17 protein-coding genes are annotated in these 20,848 nt (G+C 64.2%); 2 read left to right on the top strand and 15 right to left on the bottom strand.

The genetic code is table 11. The features are described 5' to 3' along the window. Position 1 precedes the first annotated feature (1 nt). Positions 2-1,327: a folylpolyglutamate synthase/dihydrofolate synthase family protein gene (locus tag HGP13_RS02015; protein ID WP_172220789.1), complete on the top strand. Its 1,326-nt coding sequence runs from the start codon at positions 2-4 to the stop codon at positions 1,325-1,327. A 28-nt stretch (positions 1,328-1,355) separates the two neighbouring features. Continuing rightward, positions 1,356-1,775: a VOC family protein gene (locus tag HGP13_RS02010; RefSeq protein ID WP_172220786.1), complete on the top strand. Its 420-nt coding sequence runs from the start codon at positions 1,356-1,358 to the stop codon at positions 1,773-1,775. An 11-nt stretch (positions 1,776-1,786) separates the two neighbouring features. Here the strand turns inward: HGP13_RS02010 and HGP13_RS02005 are convergent, their stop codons facing one another. The 15 genes from HGP13_RS02005 to HGP13_RS01935 all read right to left on the bottom strand — a co-directional run bounded on the left by HGP13_RS02005 (position 1,787) and on the right by HGP13_RS01935 (position 20,524). Next, entirely contained in the window at positions 1,787-2,200 is a 414-nt protein-coding gene (locus HGP13_RS02005) for a type II toxin-antitoxin system VapC family toxin (protein WP_172220783.1), read from the bottom strand. Then, positions 2,197-2,445 carry a type II toxin-antitoxin system VapB family antitoxin gene (locus HGP13_RS02000; RefSeq protein ID WP_172220780.1) on the bottom strand — a complete coding sequence of 83 codons (249 nt, stop codon included), beginning with the start codon at positions 2,443-2,445 and terminating at the stop codon, positions 2,197-2,199. The genes HGP13_RS02005 and HGP13_RS02000 overlap by 4 nt, the downstream gene beginning before the upstream one ends. A 125-nt stretch (positions 2,446-2,570) precedes the next feature. Then, positions 2,571-2,852, bottom strand: coding sequence for a cupin domain-containing protein (locus HGP13_RS01995; RefSeq protein ID WP_027032576.1), 282 nt, complete (start codon positions 2,850-2,852; stop codon positions 2,571-2,573). Between the two features lie 135 nt (positions 2,853-2,987). Beyond that, positions 2,988-3,314: a thioredoxin gene (trxA, locus tag HGP13_RS01990; protein ID WP_172220777.1), complete on the bottom strand. Its 327-nt coding sequence runs from the start codon at positions 3,312-3,314 to the stop codon at positions 2,988-2,990. Between the two features lie 75 nt (positions 3,315-3,389). Continuing rightward, positions 3,390-6,902 carry a double-strand break repair helicase AddA gene (gene addA, locus HGP13_RS01985; RefSeq protein WP_172220774.1) on the bottom strand — a complete coding sequence of 1,171 codons (3,513 nt, stop codon included), beginning with the start codon at positions 6,900-6,902 and terminating at the stop codon, positions 3,390-3,392. Beyond that, positions 6,899-10,033: a double-strand break repair protein AddB gene (gene addB, locus HGP13_RS01980; protein WP_172220771.1), complete on the bottom strand. Its 3,135-nt coding sequence runs from the start codon at positions 10,031-10,033 to the stop codon at positions 6,899-6,901. The genes addA and addB overlap by 4 nt, the downstream gene beginning before the upstream one ends. Beyond that, complete coding sequence (locus HGP13_RS01975; RefSeq protein WP_172220768.1) at positions 10,030-10,758, bottom strand: nucleotidyltransferase family protein; 729 nt, start codon at positions 10,756-10,758, stop codon at positions 10,030-10,032. Before HGP13_RS01975 ends, addB begins: the two co-directional genes overlap by 4 nt. Next, positions 10,755-12,266 (bottom strand): tRNA (adenosine(37)-N6)-threonylcarbamoyltransferase complex ATPase subunit type 1 TsaE, encoded by a 1,512-nt coding sequence (tsaE, locus tag HGP13_RS01970; protein WP_172220765.1) that lies wholly within the window; start codon positions 12,264-12,266, stop codon positions 10,755-10,757. Before tsaE ends, HGP13_RS01975 begins: the two co-directional genes overlap by 4 nt. A gap of 8 nt (positions 12,267-12,274) precedes the next feature. Further along, entirely contained in the window at positions 12,275-14,830 is a 2,556-nt protein-coding gene (locus HGP13_RS01965) for a PAS domain-containing sensor histidine kinase (protein ID WP_172220762.1), read from the bottom strand. Between the two features lie 198 nt (positions 14,831-15,028). Next, a complete protein-coding gene (gene ahcY / locus HGP13_RS01960) occupies positions 15,029-16,429 on the bottom strand; it encodes an adenosylhomocysteinase (protein WP_027040652.1) in 1,401 nt (466 codons plus the stop codon). A 182-nt stretch (positions 16,430-16,611) separates the two neighbouring features. Next, a complete protein-coding gene (locus HGP13_RS01955; RefSeq protein ID WP_172220759.1) occupies positions 16,612-16,923 on the bottom strand; it encodes an HPr family phosphocarrier protein in 312 nt (103 codons plus the stop codon). Next, a complete protein-coding gene (locus HGP13_RS01950) occupies positions 16,920-17,321 on the bottom strand; it encodes a PTS sugar transporter subunit IIA (RefSeq protein WP_027032585.1) in 402 nt (133 codons plus the stop codon). The genes HGP13_RS01955 and HGP13_RS01950 overlap by 4 nt, the downstream gene beginning before the upstream one ends. A 164-nt stretch (positions 17,322-17,485) precedes the next feature. Further along, complete coding sequence (locus tag HGP13_RS01945) at positions 17,486-17,947, bottom strand: HPr kinase/phosphorylase (RefSeq protein ID WP_172220756.1); 462 nt, start codon at positions 17,945-17,947, stop codon at positions 17,486-17,488. Positions 17,948-17,953: 6 nt separating this feature from the next. Then, positions 17,954-19,738: a sensor histidine kinase gene (locus tag HGP13_RS01940; protein ID WP_172220753.1), complete on the bottom strand. Its 1,785-nt coding sequence runs from the start codon at positions 19,736-19,738 to the stop codon at positions 17,954-17,956. An 84-nt stretch (positions 19,739-19,822) separates the two neighbouring features. Then, positions 19,823-20,524, bottom strand: a complete 702-nt coding sequence (locus tag HGP13_RS01935) for a response regulator transcription factor (protein ID WP_010912942.1) — start codon at positions 20,522-20,524, stop codon at positions 19,823-19,825. Between the last annotated feature and the right edge of the window lie 324 nt (positions 20,525-20,848).

The following is a 20,848-nucleotide window of genomic DNA, read 5'->3' as shown; positions in this document are numbered from 1 at the left end:
CATGACGACGCTCGAAGCCGACCGCGAAATAGAAGCCCTGATGGCGCTTCATCCGAAGGGTTTCGACCTTTCGCTCGACCGCATCACGCGGCTTCTGGAGCGGCTCGGCAATCCACAGGACTTGCTGCCGCCTGTCATCCACATCGCCGGCACCAATGGCAAGGGCTCCTGCGCCGCCTTTTCGCGCGCCCTGCTCGAAGCCTCCGGCCACCTTGTCCACCTGCACACCTCGCCGCATCTGGTGAACTGGCATGAGCGCTACCGGCTGGCGGCCGAGGGCGGCGGCAGGCTGGTCGACGACAAGGTGTTCGCCGAGGCCATCGCTCGCGTCGCCAAGGCCAATGGCGGTCAGAAGATCACCGTCTTCGAGATACTCACCGCGGTCACATTCATTCTGTTTTCCGAACATCCGGCCGCGGCCGCGATCATCGAGGTCGGCCTCGGTGGTCGTCTCGACGCCACCAATGTCATCGCGCGGCCTGCGGTGTCGGTGATCATGCCGGTCTCGCTCGACCACGAAGCCTATCTCGGCGACCGCGTCGAACTGATCGCCGTCGAAAAGGCCGGCATCATGAAGCGCGGCTGTCCAGTGGTGATCGGCGCCCAGGAAAGCGAGACGGCGCTGCAGGCGCTGATCGAAACCGCCGAGCGGCTGGAGTGCCCGACCTTCGTCTACGGCCAGGATTTCGTCGCCTTCGAGGAAAACGGCCGCATGGTCTACCAGGACGAGGACGGCTTGATGGACCTGCCGCCGCCGCGCCTGCCCGGACGCCACCAGTTCGCTAATGCCGCTGCGGCGATCGCCGCCGTCAAGGCTGCCGGCTTCGAGATCAGCCATCGCGCCGCCGAGAAGGCAATGACCAATGTCGCCTGGCCCGGTCGCATGCAGAAGCTGTCACAAGGCAGGCTGGTGGAGCTGGCGCCGAAGGGCGCCGACATCTGGCTCGACGGTGGCCACAACCCGGGCGCCGGCGTGGTCATTGCGGAGGCGTTGGCCGAGCAGGAGGAGAAGAACCCGCGTCCGCTGTTTCTCATCTCCGGCATGATCAACACCAAGGACCAGACCGGCTATTTCCGCGCCTTCAAGGGCCTCGCCCGGCATGTCTACACGGTGCCGGTGAGCATGAGCGAGGCCGGAGTGCCGAACGACGAACTGGCGATCCGCGCCACGGAGGCCGGGCTAACGGCCGAACCGGTGAGTTCCGTCGCCAGCGCGCTGATGCTGCTGCGCGACACCTGGGACGGTCCGCCGCCGCGCATCCTGATCAGCGGATCGCTCTATTTCGCCGGTGCGGTGCTGGCCGAGAACGGCACGCCGCCGACCTGAGGTGCGTGACGGCCAACAGGAGCCTGTGATGATCAAGGTAAGGCAGCTCGCCCATGTCTGCATTTTCGCGCATGATCTGGAAGCGACGCGAAGCTTCTACCGTCACGTGCTCGGGCTGGACACACGGTTCAATTTTCTGCGCGATGACAGGATTTTTGGCTTCTACCTCGATTGTGGCGGCCGCAGCCATGTCGAGGTGTTCCAGAAGGACGCCACCACCTACAGCGAACTCAACCAGATCAACCATTTCTGCCTGGAAGTCGAAGACATCGACGCCGCGATCGCCCATATAAAGTCAAAGGGCATCGACGTGACCGCAAAGAAGCACGCCTGCGACGACACCTTTCAGGCCTGGATCCGCGATCCCAATGGCGTGAAGATCGAGTTGTTCGAACACACCGCAAAAAGCGCGCAGTTCAGCGGCGGGGACCGGATCGCCGACTGGTGACTAGACATGCTTCAGAAATCCCATGGTGAGATTAGGTCCAGGCTGGTGGTGCCAAAGTCGTTGAGATTGCGGGTTGCCAGCCGGCCTCCATTCACGCGCGCTATCGCAGCAATCATGCCATCGGGAGCCGACATGCCGCGACCTTGGCGTGTCGCGGCCCCCATGATCTCGCCGTAAGCCAACGCGGCCTCTTCCGTCAGTCCGAAAATCCGGCCGGCAAATCGATGGCGCCATCGGGAAAGTCCCTGTTCCAGCCGATCGGCACGCTCATCAGGTCGTATCTTTTGAATACCGAAGGCGATTTCAGCGATCGTCACTGTGGGAAGGGCCAATTCGGCGTCATTACGGACAAGCCATGCCAGCACCCCCGAGTTTGGCGCCTTCTTCAAAGACTCCGAAATCACGTTGGTATCGACGAAAATCAAAGCTCAACTCCTGGATGAACCTCGCGACCTTCGCGAATAACTTTCTCCAGATCGATGTCGACGCCACTGCTTGCGGTCAGGCTGGCATAGAAGGTGGAAGCGGGTTCGCGCCCAGCTTCACGAATCTCGTAGGATTCAAGCGCGCGTTCGACCACGTCGGCTATCGAACGGTTTTCACGACGAGCAAGCCTGTGAGCCAGGTCGCGTGCCTTTGCGCTGCGGACTGAGAGCTGTGGTTCGGCCATTTCAAACTCCCCTTGTTGGAAGAAATATAGGCCGATCCGCACCTGCCATCAAGATGGCAGATGATGGCGCGCCATCAATTGCTCGCTCGATCGACGGATGGATTTCTAGAGCGATTAGCGACCGGTTACTTCAGCTCGATCTCGATAAAAGCATATTCGCCCTCATTGGCGCTGATGACGTCGTGTTCGACGCCCTCCTTGCGGAAATAGGGCGCGCCTTTCTTCATCTCGGCGAAGGTTTCGCCGTCCTTGGTCACCAGCTTCAGCTTGCCGTCCATCAGCGGCACCACGACATAGTCGTGACCATGGCGATGCCAGCCAGTGTTTTCGCCCGGCTGGAAGCGGTATTCGGTGACGATGACGCGCTCATTGTCGATGAAGACGGTGGCCTTGGCAGATCCGGTCATGTCGTTCTCCCTGTTTCTGCTTCCCAGCAGAGGACATGGCGTGCCCTGATGTGAGGGCCAGAGCGGGTTAGCCATGACGCCAACAAAAAGCCCGGCACGAGGCCGGGCTTGATATCAAGAAACTTTGGATAGGGATCAGGCGAGGCTGCCGTTGATCCAGTGCGACAGCGCGGTCTTGGGCGCAGCACCAACCTTCATGTCGGCCACTTCGCCGCCCTTGAAGATCATCAGCGTCGGGATCGAACGCACACCGAACTGGGCGGCAAGCTCGGGATTCTCGTCGATGTTGAGCTTGGCGATCTTGACCTTGGCACCGAGCTCGGTGGCAATGTCCTCAAGCGCCGGCGCGATCATCTTGCACGGGCCGCACCATTCAGCCCAGAAATCAACCACGACCGGTACGTTGGCGTTGAGCACGTCGGCCTGGAAATTGTTCTTGTCGACCTTGACGGTGGCACCCATGCGGAAATCCTTTCGAGAGTTCTTTGTTCCACCAAATGTGGTGGTTATCTAGCCCTTCTTCAAGCAGGTCTTGTGTCACGCTCCTGTGAGTCGGGCAAGGGCGTCATCCATGGCCCCGGCCGGCAGTTCGATCAGCCGTGGCGCTTCGGTGAACAGCAGGGCCGCCTTGACCTCGCGCCCGGGATAAAGCGGCTGCAAGAGGGCGCGATAGAGTGCCAGCTGCAGCAGATAGGCCGATGGAACCTCGGCCAGCGAGGCGGGCGCCGGCCGGTTGGTCTTGTAGTCGACGATCGACACCGCATCCGCTGTCACCGCCAGCCGGTCGATCTTGCCCGAAATCGAGCGTATTTTGCCCCTCACCTCCAGGCTGCCCATGATCGCCACCTCGGCGCGCGACGATGGCGCGAACAGTTGGCCGAGACGCGAGTCGGCAAGGATGGCGCTGACCGATGCGAGAGCCCTTGCCCGCTCTGACGCGGACCAATCTGCGCCGACCCGCGCCAGGTAGCGCTCAGCCGCGCCTTGGCGCCCATCCTCGGCAATGCCAGGCAACATCTGCAGCAATTTGTGCAAGGCGAGCCCGCGCAGCACTGCAAAGCCAGGCTCGGCGTCAGCGTCCAGCACCGGCGAAGCCTTGTCGACCACGGCTTCCTTGCCTTCGTCGATCAGCGCCGAGGCGCCGGAGGGCGACAGCGGCCGCGGCAGATCCTCGAAGGGCGGCAAGGGGCGGAACAGGGTCGCCGGCAACGGGCCGAAAGCGTCGGCCTGCCGCGCCTGTTCGTCGGCGCTCGGCGCGACGGGCGGCAGCTTGGTGAAGTGGAAACGATGCACCGGCTCGCCGCCGGAAGGATGCGGACGCTGTTCGCTCTCGGGCGCACCGATCAGCGCGCGGCTGACGATCGAATGCCAGGTGCCGGCATTCGGCGCCCGCTTGCCATGATAGCCGCAGACGATCAGCCGGTCCTCGGCGCGGGTCATGCCGACATAGAGCAGCCGGCGGTATTCGTCGTCGGCAAGCTCCCGTGCCCGTGCCGCCGCGGCCTTCGAAAATCCGTTGGCGACATCGCTGGCAGAACGCCAGAGATAGCCCTTGCCGTCAAAGTTCCGGCCCGAGCCGTCGAAGGGCATCAGGCGCGGCAGATGCTGGTCGCTGAATGGAGCAGAGCCGCCATCGACCAGGAACACCACCGGCGCCTCCAGCCCTTTGGCCGCGTGCACGGTCATGACGCGGACCTCGTCGCGCGTCTGGTCCATCTCGCGCTTGATCTCGGGGCCCGCATTTTCCAGCGTCGACAGAAATGCTTCCAGCCCGGGCAGGCCGGTCCGCTCCTCGGCAAGGCAGAAGCTCAGGAATTCGTCGAGAATATCGCCGGCTTCAGGCCCGAGCCGCCCGATCATTTTTCTGCGCAGGCCATCGCGTGCCAGCAGGCCGGCATAGAATTCGAACACCGGCTTAAAGGCGGCCTCATCGGCCCAGATGTCGAGTTGACCGACGATCGCCGCGAGGGCTGCGCTTTCACCGGCCTGCTGGCGCAGCGACGCGGCCAGCGACACGCCGGGTGGCCTTTGCGCTGCGAGCGTGAACAGAGCCTCCTCCGGCAAGTCGAAGATCGGGCTGCGCAGGACGGCGGCGAGCGACAGATCGTCCTGCGGCTGGATCAGGAGATGGCCGAGTGCGATCAGGTCCTTGACGGCGATGTGGCCAGGCAGGCTCAGCCGGTCGGCGCCGGCGACCGGAATGTCGCGGCGCTTGAGCGCCCGGGTCAGTGCATGGACAAAACTGTCGCGCTTTCGCACCAGCACCAGCACGTCGCCTGGCCGCAGCCGCTTGCCACGGCCTTCGATGATTTCGCCCTTGCCGATCCAGCCGGCGATGGTCGCCGCCACATTCTCGGCAACGCGCACCGCCGGTGCGTGAGCATGGTCAATGGCTTGCGTCCAGTCGTCGGGCTCGTCGACGATATCGGCGCCGATCGATGGCCACACCTCGACATAGCCCGGCGCATCGGTGCGGATCGCCTTGTGGCTCAGCGGATCGGGATCATGGCTGATGCCGCGCCGCACGATCGGATCGGCAAAGACGCGATCGACGGCGGCGAGCACGTCGTCGGTCGAGCGGAACGACCAGGTCAGCTTGAGGTCGGCGAAGGACGCCTCGGCATCCCGCACTCTGCCGGCGAACAGCAGCCGGCTGTCGGCGAAGGAATCCGGGGCCGCACCTTGGAAGGAATAGATCGACTGCTTCTCGTCGCCCACGGCAAACACCGTGCGGTGAACGCGGTCGCGTGCACCGAAGCCGGCGAAAAATTCCTCCGCAAGACGCTTCACCACCTCCCATTGATCCGGGCTGGTGTCCTGCGCCTCGTCGAGTAGGATATGATCGATGCCCTGGTCGAGCTTGTATTGCACCCAGGGGCCGGCATCGGGCCGCGCCAGAAGGTTGACCGTGCGGGTGATCAAATCGTTGAAGTCGAGAAAGCCGCGGCTGCGTTTCAGCACATCGTAGCGGGCGATCAGCCAGTCGGCGATGGTCAGTGCCGCGCGCGTGCCTTCCAGCATCCGAAACAGCGCCAGCCGGTCGACGGTCTCGATGATGGCATTGGCGGCGGAGCGGTAGCGTTCAGCCAGATCCGGCAAGCGGTCGGTCAACGCTTTCTTGAAGGCCTTTGACGGATCGTAGGGATCGCCATCGGTCTTGAGGAAGGCTCTGGCGAGCAGTTGCAGTCGGCGAACGGGATCGCCCTCGGCGAAAGCCTGGCGCGCATAAGGCAGGATGTTGTTCAGCACCGATCTGGCGTCGGTGGATTCCGCGGCCTGGGCAAAGCCGGCGAAATCGTCGGGCAGGAAGCCTGGCAGTGGCCACACCGATGCCGCCAGCCCTTCAGCGGTCTGGCCGGGGTGGAAATGGAATTCATCGAACAAAGGCTGGAAGCCATCAACCCCGACCGCATCGAGGAACTGGCGCAGCCCGTCGCGCTTGCGCACGATCTCGCCAAGCAAGGCATCGAGACCGGCCTCGCCGCCACATTCCAGCACAGTGGCGAAGGCGTCGGCCAGATCCGCGTTGCCGGCAGCCGTACCGGAGATCATCTCGCGGCGCGCGGCGGCAAACAGCGATGCCTCCATCTGGCCGTCGAGCATCTCGAAATGGGCCGGGATGTTGGCCTCCAGCGGAAACTGGTGGAGCACGGATTCGCAGAAGGCGTGGATGGTCTGGATCTTCAGCCCGCCGGGCGTTTCCAGCGCCTCGGCGAACAGGCGCCGCGCCCGGCGCATGGTGTCACGGTCGGGCCGGCGTCCCTCCAAAGCCTCCACCTTTGCCGAAAGGTCAGCGTCACCGAGCACCGTCCAGTCCGACAGCGTCGAAAACACCCTGTTCGACATGTTGGCGGCGGCGGCGCGCGTATAAGTGAGGCACAGGATTTTCGACGGGTCGGTGCCGTTGAGCAGCAGCCGGATGACGCGCTGGGCCAGCACATGGGTCTTGCCGGAACCGGCATTGGCCGACACCCAGGCGGAATTCTGAGGATCGGCGGCGCGGGCCTGGCTGTTGGCGGTATCGCTCGGGATGGGATAGGCCTTCTTCATGCCTCCCCTCCCTCGTCACCGGCGTCGCCGCCGGCGGACCATTCGAGCACGCGGGCGAGATGGTCGTAGTCGCCATCGGTCTCACCTTCGCGAAATGGCAGCGCGCGCGACAGATAGCCGGTCGCCGGATCAGCATAGTGGATTAAAAGCTTTTCCAGCCGCGCCCAGGCTTCTTCGGCAAGATCGGCGGCGGTCCTTGGCTGGCGGTTGTGTTCGAGGATGGACTCTTCGAACACTTCGCCATTCGGCTTCAACCTGATGAAGGCCAGTTGCGACGGTTCGCGCGCGCCCAAATCCTTGAAGGCACCGCGCCTCAGCAGGGCGCCTTCCAGCGCCAGTTGCGGCGCCAGCAGCGTGTGTGCCTGCGCCTTGGATGGCGAGGAGCCGGTCTTGTAGTCCAGTATGTCGGCCATCCCGCCGGCCAGCAGATCGACGCGGTCGGCATAACCGGACAGCGTGACGCCCGACTGTCCGACGACGGTCTTCCCCGCCCTCTCCTCGGCATGCCGTTGGACCACCGCATCGGCGCGCGTGCGCTCCCATTCGATGATGTTGGCGGCGAGTTTTTCGAAACGTGGCCACCACACCGCCTCGACATCGACCGGAAGGGCTGCCTCGGCAAAACAGGCGCGGCCAGCGGCAATGAGGCTGGTCAGCGCGTCCGGCGCGCGCGGGTCGGCCACGCGTGAGGAGAACAGGTGAAGAATGGCGTGGAACAGCGTGCCGCGCTCGGCGGCACCGGGATCGCGGATCACCGGATCGAGCGCCATCAGCCCAAGGATGCGTCTTGCGTAGACGGCGTAGGGATCACGGCGCAGGGTCTCGATCTCGGTGACCGAAAAATGCGTTGGGCGCACCGCCAATGGCGGCTTCGGCTGCGGCCTTGGCGCGAAATCCTGCTTTGGACCGGTATCGAGGGCGCGCGCCCAGGCGAGCAGCTCGTCGCCGCGCCGGCGCAGGATTGCCGACTGGTCGTTGCCGATGAAGGTGAGCAGGCGTTGCAGCCAGCGTGACGGCACGGCGGGTGCATCGCCGGAACGCGCCGAGCGGGCCAGCACCACATGTCTCGCGCCCATGGCCATCTGGAAATCATGCGCGGCAAGGCCGATGCGCCGCTCCGGCGGTTCGAGGTCGATGCCGGTCTTCATCAGCCGCGACATGAAGCGGTCGCTCTCCGGCTTGCGCGGCCAGACACCTTCGTTGAGGCCGCCGATGACCAGCGTGTCGACATCCTGCAGCCGCGCTTCCAGCGCACCCCAGATGGCGATGTTCCTGTCGGTGCCTTGCGCCGGCTTGACCGACTCGGGCGCGATCAGCGCGTCCATCACGTCAGGCCATTCGCTGGCCGCAAACGACAGCGAAGCAGATGCCGCGACCAGCCCGCGCAGCAGTTCGGCAAGCTTTTCGCCGGGGTCACCGGCATAGAGCTCGCCCAGGCCGCCATCGGCGGAACGGCCGAGATTTTCCAGAGTCTCTACGCTGGCTTTGACCAGCGCGGCAAGGTCAGCTTCTGCCTGGCTGCGGAAAGCCGTCAGCGGTGCCAGGGCCTGCGTCAGACGCTCGAGCAGGTTCCGAGCATCTTCGATGGCACGCACGGTCAGCCGGGAAAGCCAGAAGGGCGGCCGGCTGTCGCCGCCCAGGCCGGTCAGACGAGTTTCGAACAGTTCCGGAAGCGAAACGATGTCGGGGCGGCCGGTGCCGCCGCGCAGTGCCACCAGTTCGACCAGTCCGGCCGCGTTGCGCACAGTGGCGCGTTCGAGGCCGAGGCCGAGCAGCGGATGCTTGAGCAATGACAACAGGCCGACCGGGTCGCCCGGCCGGAACACTGCCTCGAGCGCCAAGCGGAGCAGGCTAGCTGCCGGGCTATTGGCGAGCGGCGTGCCGCCGGAATCGTCGGCAACGACGCCGAAGCGCTGGAGTTCGACGCAGACGCGCCGCGCCAGCGCGCGGTCGCCGGTAACGAGAGCCGCCCTTTGTCCGGGCTGTTCGACGGCCTGCTTCAGCGCGACGGCGATGGCGACGGCCTCATCGCGTTCGCTGGCCGCCTCGAGCAGCGTGACGTCGGCGAAGGCGCCGGCAATATCGGTCGGCGAAAACCCGTTGCGCGTCTCGGCCCACAATTCGGTGGTCTCGGCCGGCCGCAGCGCTTCGCCGACAAGAGCGGCGCGTAGCGCCAGCCGCGGTTCTGCCACGCCGATCTCCTCGACATCCGAGCGCAGCACGCCGATCTTGCCGATCAGCCTGGCCAGGCCATATTGCGGGTGGCCAAGCACCGCCGGCCGCGCGCCGGGTGCGACGAGCGCCTGGAAGGACCCTTCGTCCAGCGTCCGGTCGAGCCCGGGCAGCACGATGGCGCCGGCAGGCAAGCAGGCGATCGCGGCAAGCAGTTCAGCCGTGGCGGGGATCGAACCGGTCGATCCCGCGGCGATGACCGGTCCGGCTGGCGGGTTGCGGCGTAGTCGCGCCGCCTCGGCGCGGATCAGCGCGCTGCGATGCGCGGCCGGATTGGAGCGGTCGCTCTCTACAAGGAATTTCGGCCAGGCATCGGTGACGATACCGAGGAATTCGAGCGTCACTTGCCACCATCCGGCAAGGCTGCCGGTCACCAGGTCCTTGAGCTTCGCCCAGTCCGTGCCTTCCGTCTCGATCTCGTCCATCAGACCGGCGAGGTCGCGCGCCAGCCAGATCGCGTCGGCGGTGGAGGCGGGGATGACGATCTCTTCCGCGAAAAGCTTCACCACATGTTCCGGCAGCCGGCGTTTCCAGGCGCGCACCAGCGGCGTCAGCAGCAACAGCCGTTCGGTCGCCGAGATCGGCGGTGCAAGGTCGATTGCTGCCGCCGGTTCGGCGTCGAACAGGGCTTCGTCCTCGTCGAACTCGCCGAGCGGACGGATAACCGGCAGGATCGCCGAACCGCCGCCGCCGCGTGCTCTCAGACTGTCGACGAAGACACCGCGCAAGGCGCGCGCGGCGCGGCGCGTCGGCACATAGATGGTGACATCGGCCAGAGCGAGCGGGTCGCCGTCGAGATGAAATCCGGGAATCAGGCGGCCGGCAAGCAGCGCCTCGGCCAGCGTCGGCAGAAACGGCGCTCCGGGGGGAATGGAAAAAACGCGGCTGGAGCCGCTCATTGCGACTCGGTTAGCGCGCCGGCGACGGCTTCTTCCGCCAGCGGGATGGCATCGGGCGTACCGACGGTGATCCAGTGGCCGTGCATCGGCATGCCGAACAGCCGGCCCGCGGCAATGGCTTTATCGAAATAGGCGTTGAGCGAATGCGGTTCGGCCGGTGCGTCCTTGAACAGGCGCGGATGGATGATCGCCGCACCGGCATAGATCAGCCCAGCCGGATCGCCTTTCGATCGCCGCAAGGCGCCGTCCGGCGCCACCAGGAAATCGGTTGAGCCGCAGTGTCCGGTCGCCTGATGGAGATCAGCCAGCATCAGCAGAATATCCATTTTCGCGGCGTCCCATGCAAGGGCGAGGCGGCCGAGATTGAGCGGACCGTGGTCGATCCAGAAGGTGTCGGCGTTGAGGATATAGAAGGGCTGCTCGCCCAGTTCCGGCAGCGCCTTGACGATGCCGCCGGCGGAATCGAGCAGCCGGTCGCTCTCATCGGAAATGACGATCTTCGGTGCCCGACGCGCCGCGACATGGGCTGTTATCTGTTCAGGCAGATAGTGAACGTTCACCACGGCCTTGGCGACGCCGGCGGCGGCGAGGCTGTCGAGCCCCCAGTCAAGCAACGTCTTGCCGGCGATCCTGACCAGCGGCTTGGGAATAGTGTCGGTGATCGGCCGCATGCGCTTGCCAAGCCCGGCGGCGAGTACGATGGCAGTGTCCGGTCCTGCTATCACAGCGTTCGTTCCTCAAGCAGCCCGTGCGCATGATAGAAGTCCCGCAGGCTGGCGAGCGCCGGGTGGGACAGCGCCCGGCGCAGATAGTCGCGGATGCGCGGCAGGTGCTTCAGATAATAAGGTTTGCCGTCGCGTTTTTCGAGCCGCACGAAAATGCCGAGGATCTTGGAATTGCGCTGTGCGGCCATGATTGCATAGGATTCCAGGAAGCTCGCTTCGTCAAAGGCTCCTGCTGCATGGCGCGCCGCGACATAGGCGTCGAGCGTCCGCTTTTCGATTTCGGGCGGTAGGGTGACGCGGGCATCCATGGCGAGCGAAGCCACGTCATAGGCTGAAGGTCCGATCAGCGCATCCTGGAAGTCGACGATGCCCAGCCGGTCATGCTCAGCGCGATCCTCGCGCCAGATGATGTTGGGCGAATGGAAGTCGCGTAGCATCAGCGTGTATTCGCTGCCTTGCAGCCGGTCGAAAAGTACGTTCCATTCCCTGGCGTAGCCAGTGCGCAGATCGTCGCTGGCCGGGCTGCCCGATATCGCCGGCACATACCAGTCGACCAAAAGGTCGGCTTCGATCATCATCGCATCGCGGTCGAAGGGCGGCACCTCGTGGAAGCTGCCGGGTCCGGCTTGCAGGCGCTGCGGCCAGGTCTGGCCGTGCATCATGGCCAGCAGCTCGGCGGCCGCGGCGTAGCGCTCGGCCAGCGGTTCGCCGTCCTTGCCGAGAAACCCTTCGGAACCGAGATGTTCAAGCAGCAGGAAGCCCTGGTCCTGGTCCTCGGCGTGGATTTCGGGGACACTGACACCACCAGCCATCAAGGCCCGGTCGATGGCGACGAAGGCGGAGACCGACTGGGCGGTGTGGGCGATCACCGCATAGGGTTTGCCGTCGCGCACGGGCGGGCCGAGCACCAGCCGCGGCGAGTTCATCAGCACACGCGGCTCCTGGGCGGCGAGCGTGACGATCTCATAGGAGCGGGCCGAGGCGTCGCCGATGAAATGTCGCCGCCGCGCTTCGTCCCAGCCGGCATCTTCCAGGAAGCCGCGCATGGCCAGCGACCGCGCCGCGCGGTCGAAGGCGGCCCCTTGCCCCGACAGCCGCGCCAGCCGGCCTTCGCCATGCTGGAGAAGCTCGATCGATAGCGTTGTCTTCGGCAAATAGCCTTCGGCCCGCTCGGGCCATTCGACCAGGGCAGCCCCTTGCGTCAGCGCTTCGTCGAAGCCGAGCTCGTCGAACTCGCTTGCCGAGGACAAGCGGTAGAGATCGAAATGATGGACCGGGATGCGCGTGTCGTAGCTCTGCACCAAAGTGAAGGTCGGGCTCGGCACGTCGAGGCTGGTGTCGTCCGCCAGCGTCCTGATCAGCGCCCGTGCGAGAGTGGACTTGCCTGCGCCGAGATCGCCCTTGAGCGCCAGCACGTCGCCGGCACGCAATGCCAGCGCCAGATCTTCGCCCAATCGCGCTGTCTGTGTCTCATCGGTGAGCAACCGCTCCAGCACTAGGCCCGTCATCGAGCGCGCTACTCGGCCGCGGCGCGGATGCCCGGCATGTCGGGGAAGGTGCAGATGACGGTCGTGCCCTTGTCCTTGCCGGTTTCGATGCGAACGTGGCCGCCATGCAGTTCGACAAAGCTCTTGACGATCGACAGGCCGAGGCCGGCGCCGCGCCGGCGGCCGCCATTGGTACGCGGTTCGAAGCGACGGAACACTGAATCCAGAACATCCGGCGGCATGCCGGGACCGTCGTCATGAACCGAGAATTCCACCCCGTCCGCCAGATGGCGGCAGGCGAGACGGATGGTGCTGGCCTCCGGCGCGTAGTTGGCGGCGTTGCTGAGCAGATTGTAGAGGATCTGGCGGATGCGGATTTCGTCGCCGTGGAACGTCTTCGGCGCGGCAGCGGCATCGACCTCAAGCCGGATCGAATGCTCCTGCAGCCGATCGGCAACGAGTTCCGCAGCCGCCGCGATGGTACGGTCGACATGCACCTCGGAAATGTCGAGCTGCATAATGCCGGCGTCGACGGTCGCCAGGTCGAGTATGTCGTTGACGATGGTGAGCAGGACCGAGGACGACGAGCTGACATGCTCGACATACTCGCGCTGCTTTTGGTTCAGCGGTCCGGTCGTCGGCACGGAAAGCAGTTCGGTGAAGCCGATGATGTTGGTCAGCGGCGAGCGTAGCTCATAGGACACGTGCTGGACGAAGTCGTTCTTGAGCTGGTCTGATTTTTCCAGCGCCTCGTTCTTGTCCTTCAGCGCGCGTTCGACATTCACGCTGTCGGTGACGTCGACGAAGGTCATCATCACTTGCCCGTTGGGCAGCGGAATCACGGCGTAGCGCAGCACGATGCCGTTGTTGAGCTCGGTCTGGCCATGGCGTTCGCGGCGCTCGTCGTCGAACCCGGTGATGGCGGCAACGAAGCCAGGCCAGGGGCTGTCGACCGCCTGCCGGTCGCTAAGATCACGGATCGTCGAGACGTGCACATTGGGCTTGGCGGCGTCGCCACTCAATCCCCACAGCGTGGCAAAGGCCGGGTTCGACAGGCGGAGCCGGCCATCGGGCCCGAACACCGCCACGCCTTCGGCGAGGTTGTCGAGCGTCTCGCCCTGGACCCTCACCGCTGTGCGATAGCGGCTTTCCAGGTCCATCTTCTCGGTTAGATTCTCGAACACCCAGGTGACGCCACCCTTGGGCTGCGGGTTGGCGACGACGCGGATGGTCTTGCCGTCAGGCAGATGCCACCAATGTTCCTGCGATTCGACCGCGCGATAGGCGCCGAGCAGGCCTTCCTTCCAGCGGCGCCATTCGGGCTGCTCGGCGATCTTGCCTTCGCTGCGCAGCCGGTCGAGCAAAAGCGCGTTGTCAGGCGCGCTGTGCAGGAAGCCGATGTCCAGGCCCCACAGTTTCTGGAAGGCCTGGTTGAAGAAGCGCAGCTTCTCGTCGGTGTCGAAAATAGCGACGGCGGTGTTGAGCTGGTCGAGCGTGTCGGCGTGGCTGCGCACCGTCCGCTCATATTCGCCGCGAATGGTCTCGATGGCGCTGGTGTCGCAGGCAAGGCCGGCCGAACCGTCGGCGCTGGCGAAGTCGGTCACCGCGAACACCCGGCGGTCGCCTTCGATCACCGTGGAGAGCGACTGTTCGAAAACCGGATGCAGTTTGTGCTGAGCGCCGATCGCCTCGCGTGCCTGGCCGCCGAGGAATTCCTTGGCGTCGCGGACGGCGGCTTCGGCGCTTTCGGCTTCGACAGCGTCGGCATAGGCGCGGTTGACCCATTTCAGGCGTCCGTGCTCGTCGCGCAGCCATGCCGGCATCTTCAGCGCTTCGAGCAGGCCGATCATCGTGTCATGGTCGGCGGCCAGCCTCTGGTTGTCGATCTTCAGCCGGGCCTGGCTGCGCTGCGTTTCGGAAAGCGAGACAAACCGCACCAGTATATGCGCGGCGCTCTTGCGGCCATGCACTTCGAGCGGAGCGCCGGCCTGCGATTCGATGACCAGGTCGAAAGGCCTCGCCTTTTCGCGCAAGCCCGCGATGGCATGTTCGAGCGCTGCCGCCGAGCGCGGCATCAGCCAGCGGCCGAAGGCGAGGAACGCCGCCCGCTCCTCCGGCGCGCCGCTTTCGACCGGCAATGTGCCGATGAGTTCTGGCTTCTTGTTTTCCGAGGCCCAGACGACCACACGCTGGTCGCGCAGATTGAGCAGTGCTTCCGAACGGCGCAGCGCCGCGTTGACGTCGGCGACACGGCTTCTCAGCTCGACATTCTCAGCCGAGGTGCGGGCTCGCTCGCGGATGAGAACGATGGCCGACAGCAATGCCGCGCCGGTCACGCCGACGAACACGGCAAGCTGCATGACTTCGACCGTGTTGATCGACAGCCCTGCGGTGGTCACAGCGGCGTTCTCGGCATGCGCCACGGCGCCAGCCAAGGGAGCGGCCAGCGCGGAGCTGGCCAGGAACAAGCCCGCTCGGGCACGCCATGAAAGGCGCCCGCCCTGGGTGGCCGGGTTTACGGTCCCCGAATCGTCATGGCCGCCGGAAACGGCCGATCCCGCTCCGTGCGGGTTTTGCCCCGGCATGTCTTGGTCCTCTCCGCCGCCTGAATGCAAGACCGCCCTGATACGCGCCTCTCTGATCCCCTCTCGGGCCGGAAGCGTCGCGAATCACCTGACAATAAACCCTCGCCGAATCGCCGTGAAGGCGATTGCGCGCAAAAATAAAGCCGGGCGAAAAGTCAATCGCCCGGCGTCAATATATAGTAGTAAATGTAGCTTTGGTTAATAGCGGTAGTGTTCCGGCTTGAACGGCCCCTGCGGCGTGACGCCAATATAGGCGGCCTGCTCACCCGACAATTCGGTCAGGCGGGCGCCGAGTTTGTCGAGGTGCAGGCGCGCGACCTTCTCGTCGAGATGCTTGGGCAGGACATAGACCTGGTTCTGGTACTGCTCGCCCTTGCTGAACAGCTCGATTTGGGCCAGCACCTGGTTGGTGAAGGATGCCGACATGACGAAGCTCGGGTGGCCGGTGGCGTTGCCGAGATTGAGCAGCCGGCCTTCCGACAGCAGGATCATCCGCTTGCCGTCCGGGAAGGTGATCATGTCGACCTGCGGCTTGACGTTGGTCCATTTCAGATTGCGCAGCGACGCGACCTGGATCTCGTTGTCGAAGTGGCCGATGTTGCCGACGATCACCATGTCCTTCATCGACCGCATATGGTCGAGGGTGACGACATCCTTGTTGCCGGTGGTGGTGATGACGATGTCGGCGGTCGGAGCCGCATCTTCCAGCGTGACGACTTCAAAGCCGTCCATCGCCGCCTGCAGGGCGCAGATCGGGTCGACCTCGGTGACCTTGACGCGGGCGCCGGCGCCCTTGAGCGAAGCCGACGAGCCCTTGCCGACGTCGCCATAACCGCAGACGACCGCGACCTTGCCGGCCATCATCGTGTCGGTGCCGCGACGGATGCCGTCGACCAGCGATTCCTTGCAGCCATATTTGTTGTCGAATTTCGACTTGGTGACCGAGTCGTTGACGTTGATGGCGGGGAAGGGCAGCAGGCCCTTCTTCTGCAGCTGGTAGAGCCGGTTGACGCCGGTCGTCGTCTCTTCGGTGACGCCGCGGATGGCAGCCTTCTGCTTGGTAAAGAAGCCGGGCGAAGCCTTCAGGCGCTTCTTGACCTGGGCATAGAAATATTCCTCTTCCTCGCTCTGCGGGTTGGACAGCACGTCCTCGCCGGCCTCGGCGCGGGCGCCGATCAGGATGTACATGGTGGCGTCGCCGCCATCGTCGAGGATCATGTTGGAGAGGCCGCCATCGGTCCACTGGAAGATCCGGTCGGTGTAGTCCCAGTACTGTTCGAGGCTCTCGCCCTTGACGGCGAAGACCGGAATGCCGGCCTCGGCGATCGCCGCCGCCGCATGGTCCTGCGTCGAGAAGATGTTGCAGGAGGCCCAGCGGATATCGGCGCCGAGCGCCTTCAGCGTCTCGATCAGCACCGCCGTCTGGATGGTCATGTGCAGCGAGCCGGTGATGCGCGCGCCCTTCAGCGGCTTCTTGGCGCCGAATTCCTCGCGGCAGGCCATCAGGCCCGGCATTTCGGTTTCGGCGATATCCAGCTCCTTGCGGCCCCAGCCGGCAAGCGAGATGTCGGCGACCACATAATCCTTGCTACCCGTCATGGCAGTGCTCCCTGCGATTTTGATGTGCTTGCGAATTGGTTGCGGATGCGCCCGCGCCGGTCGGCGCGTCGAAGGGCGCGAATTGCCGGCCTGACTAGCAGATCGGCATCGAGACGACAATGGGATATAAAGAAATCTTTATCCCTGCATGTCTCTCGGGCATGCTTGGGCGGTATGCGAGATCAGCATTCCTCGCCGAAGCGGGAGGCGACAAGTTGCTCCAGCGCGTCCATGACCTCGAGCGCCTCCGGCCCGCTGGCGGTAACGCGGATCGAGTAACCCGGGCTGGCGGCAAGCATCATCAGGCCCATGATCGATGTGCCGCCGACCTTGACACCGTCCTTCTCGACATGCACCGCGGCGTCGAAGCCGCTGGCGAGCTGGACGAATTTGGCCGAGGCGCGTGCATGCAGGCCGCGCTGGTTGACGATCGGAAACTCCCGGGTGATCTGATCTTTGGCGATCTGGTCTTTTCCCGGGGATAGCGCGTTCATTTGCTGCTCAGAAGCTGGCTGGCGACATTGATGTATTTGCGGCCGGCGGCCTGCGCCTCGTCGAGCGCGGCCGCCATGTTGTCGCCCTTGCGGATCGACGACAGCTTGATCAGCATCGGCAGGTTCATGCCGGCGATCACCTCGGTGCGGCCGGATTCCATGACCGAAATGGCGAGGTTCGACGGCGTGCCGCCGAACATGTCGGTCAGCACGATGACGCCCGTTCCGGTATCAACACGGGCGACGGCGTCGACGATGTCGCGGCGACGCTGTTCCATATCGTCGTCGGCACCGATCGCCACGGTTTCGAAATTGTCTTGTGGCCCGACGACATGTTCGACGGCATGTCGGAACTCGGTGGCCAGTTGACCGTGCGTTACAAGCACGAGTCCGATCATTCTTTGGTGGCTCCCGTCATCGCCGCTTCACAGGCGCATTTTATGCTCGCCAGCCATTCCAGGCGGCGGGAGCGCTATCTTGTCGACGCACGGCCCGTTGACAAGCCCAAAATTGCGCCGGCCCATGCCATTTTGACGCATTGCAGCAAAAAACCCCGTGCGGATCATAGAAAAGGCATCATCGACAGCCGCGCCATCATGGCGGGCAGGGCCGCCTGGACATTGCGCTCGGCCAGATCGATCCGCGGCACCGCGCAGCCGAGGATCTCGTCGCTGGCGTCCTCCTGGAAGCGTGCGATTTCGCCGGCTGGCAGCAGGCGCAGATGCAGGTCGACGACGCAGGCCGGTTCGAATGGCAGCTTGCGTGGCCCGAGCCCCGGCACCTCGGCGAGACCTTGTATGGTGGCCGGTGCGCGACACACCAGCCGCCCCGCATGCGCCTCGACGAAAAGCTGATCGTCGCCAACCAGCCGCGCGAACAATCCGCGCTGGCGGCAATGGTCGATGAGCGCCAGCGCCAGCGTCGTCTTGCCCGAACCGGACGCCCCGCTGACCAGAATGCCGTGCTCACCGATCAGGACCGCTGTTGCGTGAATGTTTTCAGGCCGCACGGCCGCACCTAACATTCAAGATCATGCTTCGGCGGGCAGCGTCACGACGAAGCGCGCGCCCTTGATCTCGCCCGGTTTGGTGCCGGGGATGTTCTCGGCGGTCAGCGTGCCGCCATGGGCCTCGACGATCTGCCTGGAGATCGACAGGCCAAGGCCCGAATTCTGGCCGAACGCCTCGCCGGCCGGCCGGTCGGTGTAGAAGCGTTCGAAGATGCGGTCGATGTTGTCGGCGCGGATACCGGGACCATTGTCGTCGACGGTGAGGATGTTGAACTTGCCGGCGCGGGCGAGCGACAGGCTGATATGGCCATGGTCCTCGGGAACGAAGGAGCGCGCATTCTCGATCAAATTGGTGACGACCTGGCCGATGCGTAGGTCGTGGCCGGCGACGAAATAGCCTTTGACGCCTTGCGGCAGCTTGGCGACCTTGAGTTCGATCTCGACCGCTTTCTTGTTCCGCGTGGCTTCACGCGAAACCGCGACCAGATCGGTAATGAATTTCTTCAGGTCCACCGTCCCAGCATCCTCACGCGCGAGTTCGGCGTCGAGACGGGAGGCGTCGGAGATGTCGGTGATCAGCCGGTCGAGCCGCCGGACGTCATGCTGGATGATGTCCATCAGCCGGCTGCGCGAATTGTCGTTCTTGGCCAGCGGCAAGGTTTCCACGGCGCTGCGCAGGGACGTCAGCGGGTTCTTCAACTCATGCGACACATCGGCGGCGAAGCTTTCGATCGCCTCGATGCGCGCATAGAGCGCGTTGGTCATGTCGCGCACGGCGACCGACAGATTGCCGATCTCGTCCTGGCGGTCGGAAAAGTCAGGGATTTCCTCGCGGCTCTTGACACCGCGCCTGACCCGCACCGCCGCCGCCGACAGCCGGCGCAGCGGATTGGCGATGGTCGAGGCCAAAAGCATCGACAGGATGGCGGTGACAAGTGCCGCAATGCCGAACACGCGCAGGATCGCCTTGCGCTCGGCGGCGACGATCTTGTCGATGTCGCCGCCTTCGGTCGACAGCATCAACACGCCAAGGACGGCACGGAAGCGCTGGATCGGCACCGCCACTGAAACGATCTGCTCGCCCTGTTCCGAGACGCGCACGATGGTCGACGGGCTGCCGGTCAGCGCCTTGACCACTTCCGGGAAGGCCGCACCATTGCCGCCCGGCTGCTCGTGATAGACCGGCAGGTCCGTGTTGCGGAAGAAATCGAAGATGAATTTCTGGACGCGCTCGACAAGGTCGGGCTGTTCCTCCTCGACCGGCGGCAGGTCGTAGCGCAAGATCTGGCCGCGCGAATAGAGGTGGCGCGAATCGAGCAGCAGATTGGCGTCGCGATCATAGATGCGGGCCCGCGTCCGGGTCGGCGAGATCAGCCGCCGCAACACCGGCGCGACACGCTCGGGATTGATCGGAAAGTCGAGATTGTCGAGCTGGTCCGAGCCAGGCCCAAGGCTTTCGCCGGCCTGCAGCTCGAGCAGCTTTTCCGGGTCGATGCTGATCGAGTCGGTCTCGACCGTCGCCGATGCCGCGATCGCGCCGGCGATGATCTCGCCCTGCGTCATCAGGCTTTCGACGCGGGCATCGATCAGCCCGTCGCGGAAGGTGTTGAGGTAGAGGATACCGGTGACCAGGACAGCCAGGCCGGCAAGGTTGAGGAACAGGATGCGCCGCGTGAGGCTGGAAAAGATGTGGTGGCCGAGGAAACGGCGCATCGGCACCGTGATTTTCGACACGAAGGACGGCATGATACGCGACGGCCGCCTGGCGGCGCCCGTCGGTCTTGTTCGCTGTGCTTCCACTGCCATCGAATAGCAGCTCCCGCCTAGTCCGTGGTTTGACGCATGTCGCGGCCCCAAACTCGGGACCGCTTATGGGCGACATACATCAAATTACGCTTCGCGGAACCGATATCCGACTCCGTAAAGGGTTTCGATCATCTCGAAGTCGTCGTCGACAGCCTTGAACTTCTTGCGCAGTCGCTTGATGTGGCTGTCGATCGTGCGGTCATCGACATAGACCTGCTCATCATAAGCCGAATCCATCAGCGCATCACGGCTTTTTACGACACCGGGGCGCTGCGCCAGCGAATGCAGGATCAGGAATTCGGTGACGGTGAGCGTCACCGGTTCGCCTTTCCAGGTGCAGGTATGGCGTTCCTGGTCCATGACCAACTGGCCGCGCTCGAGCGAGCGGGCCTGCTGGCTGGGCGCCTTTGCCGCGGCCTCGCGGGCACTGGCACGGCGCAGCACGGCGCGCACCCGCTCGACCAGCAGGCGTTGTGAGAAGGGTTTGCGGATGAAATCGTCGGCGCCCATCTTGAGGCCGAACAATTCATCGATCTCGTCGTCCTTGGAAGTCAGGAAGATCACCGGCAGGTCGGACTTCTGGCGCATCCGGCGCAAGAGTTCCATGCCGTCCATGCGCGGCATCTTGATGTCGAGGATGGCAAGATTCGGCGGACGCGCCGCCAGGCCTTCCAGCGCGGACGCACCATCCGTGTAGGTCTCGACGCGATATCCCTCGGATTCGAGGGCGATCGACACCGACGTCAGAATGTTGCGGTCGTCATCGACAAGCGCGATTGTTGCCATTTCAAGCGGCTCCCTCATGAGCTGTCCCTTCTTTCGTAGAGAAGGGGCTTTTGCAGGACAAATTAGGTACAAAATGTGGCATAGGCCTTGTCCGCTGTCACGCGCGGGGTGCCGCCGGCCACAATTCAACCTCGACATGGATTGGACGAACGAACATCGCCAATCCTTTGGGCAACCGTGAAACTTTTCGCATATATAAACGATTTAAACAACTTTCAAAATATTTAAATCGATTAATGATTTGATATCATTTGGCTTTTCTGGTTTTGACCATCTCAGCCCGCGTAGCGGGCGTGCCGGAAAGACGCCGGCAAAGATGCGGAA

The sequence above is a fragment of the Mesorhizobium sp. NZP2077 genome (assembly GCF_013170805.1).
Taxonomy (GTDB): domain Bacteria; phylum Pseudomonadota; class Alphaproteobacteria; order Rhizobiales; family Rhizobiaceae; genus Mesorhizobium.
Note: the sequence above shows the minus strand (reverse complement) of the source record. Positions and strands in the feature narration are given on the sequence as shown.

Bases quoted from the DNA above. Each gene is read 5' to 3' on its own strand.
- HGP13_RS02010 (WP_172220786.1), top strand. From the start codon at position 1,356: ATGATCAAGGTAAGGCAGCTCGCCCATGTCTGCATTTTCGCGCATGAT.
- tsaE (WP_172220765.1), bottom strand. From the start codon at position 12,266: ATGACGGGCCTAGTGCTGGAGCGGTTGCTCACCGATGAGACACAGACA.
- trxA (WP_172220777.1), bottom strand. From the start codon at position 3,314: ATGGGTGCCACCGTCAAGGTCGACAAGAACAATTTCCAGGCCGACGTG.
- HGP13_RS01945 (WP_172220756.1), bottom strand. From the start codon at position 17,947: ATGTTAGGTGCGGCCGTGCGGCCTGAAAACATTCACGCAACAGCGGTC.
- HGP13_RS01935 (WP_010912942.1), bottom strand. From the start codon at position 20,524: ATGGCAACAATCGCGCTTGTCGATGACGACCGCAACATTCTGACGTCG.
- HGP13_RS01950 (WP_027032585.1), bottom strand. From the start codon at position 17,321: ATGATCGGACTCGTGCTTGTAACGCACGGTCAACTGGCCACCGAGTTC.
- HGP13_RS01940 (WP_172220753.1), bottom strand. From the start codon at position 19,738: ATGGCAGTGGAAGCACAGCGAACAAGACCGACGGGCGCCGCCAGGCGG.
- HGP13_RS01995 (WP_027032576.1), bottom strand. From the start codon at position 2,852: ATGACCGGATCTGCCAAGGCCACCGTCTTCATCGACAATGAGCGCGTC.
- ahcY (WP_027040652.1), bottom strand. From the start codon at position 16,429: ATGACGGGTAGCAAGGATTATGTGGTCGCCGACATCTCGCTTGCCGGC.
- addA (WP_172220774.1), bottom strand. From the start codon at position 6,902: ATGAAGAAGGCCTATCCCATCCCGAGCGATACCGCCAACAGCCAGGCC.
- HGP13_RS01965 (WP_172220762.1), bottom strand. From the start codon at position 14,830: ATGCCGGGGCAAAACCCGCACGGAGCGGGATCGGCCGTTTCCGGCGGC.
- HGP13_RS02000 (WP_172220780.1), bottom strand. From the start codon at position 2,445: ATGGCCGAACCACAGCTCTCAGTCCGCAGCGCAAAGGCACGCGACCTG.
- HGP13_RS01955 (WP_172220759.1), bottom strand. From the start codon at position 16,923: ATGAACGCGCTATCCCCGGGAAAAGACCAGATCGCCAAAGATCAGATC.
- HGP13_RS02015 (WP_172220789.1), top strand. From the start codon at position 2: ATGACGACGCTCGAAGCCGACCGCGAAATAGAAGCCCTGATGGCGCTT.
- addB (WP_172220771.1), bottom strand. From the start codon at position 10,033: ATGAGCGGCTCCAGCCGCGTTTTTTCCATTCCCCCCGGAGCGCCGTTT.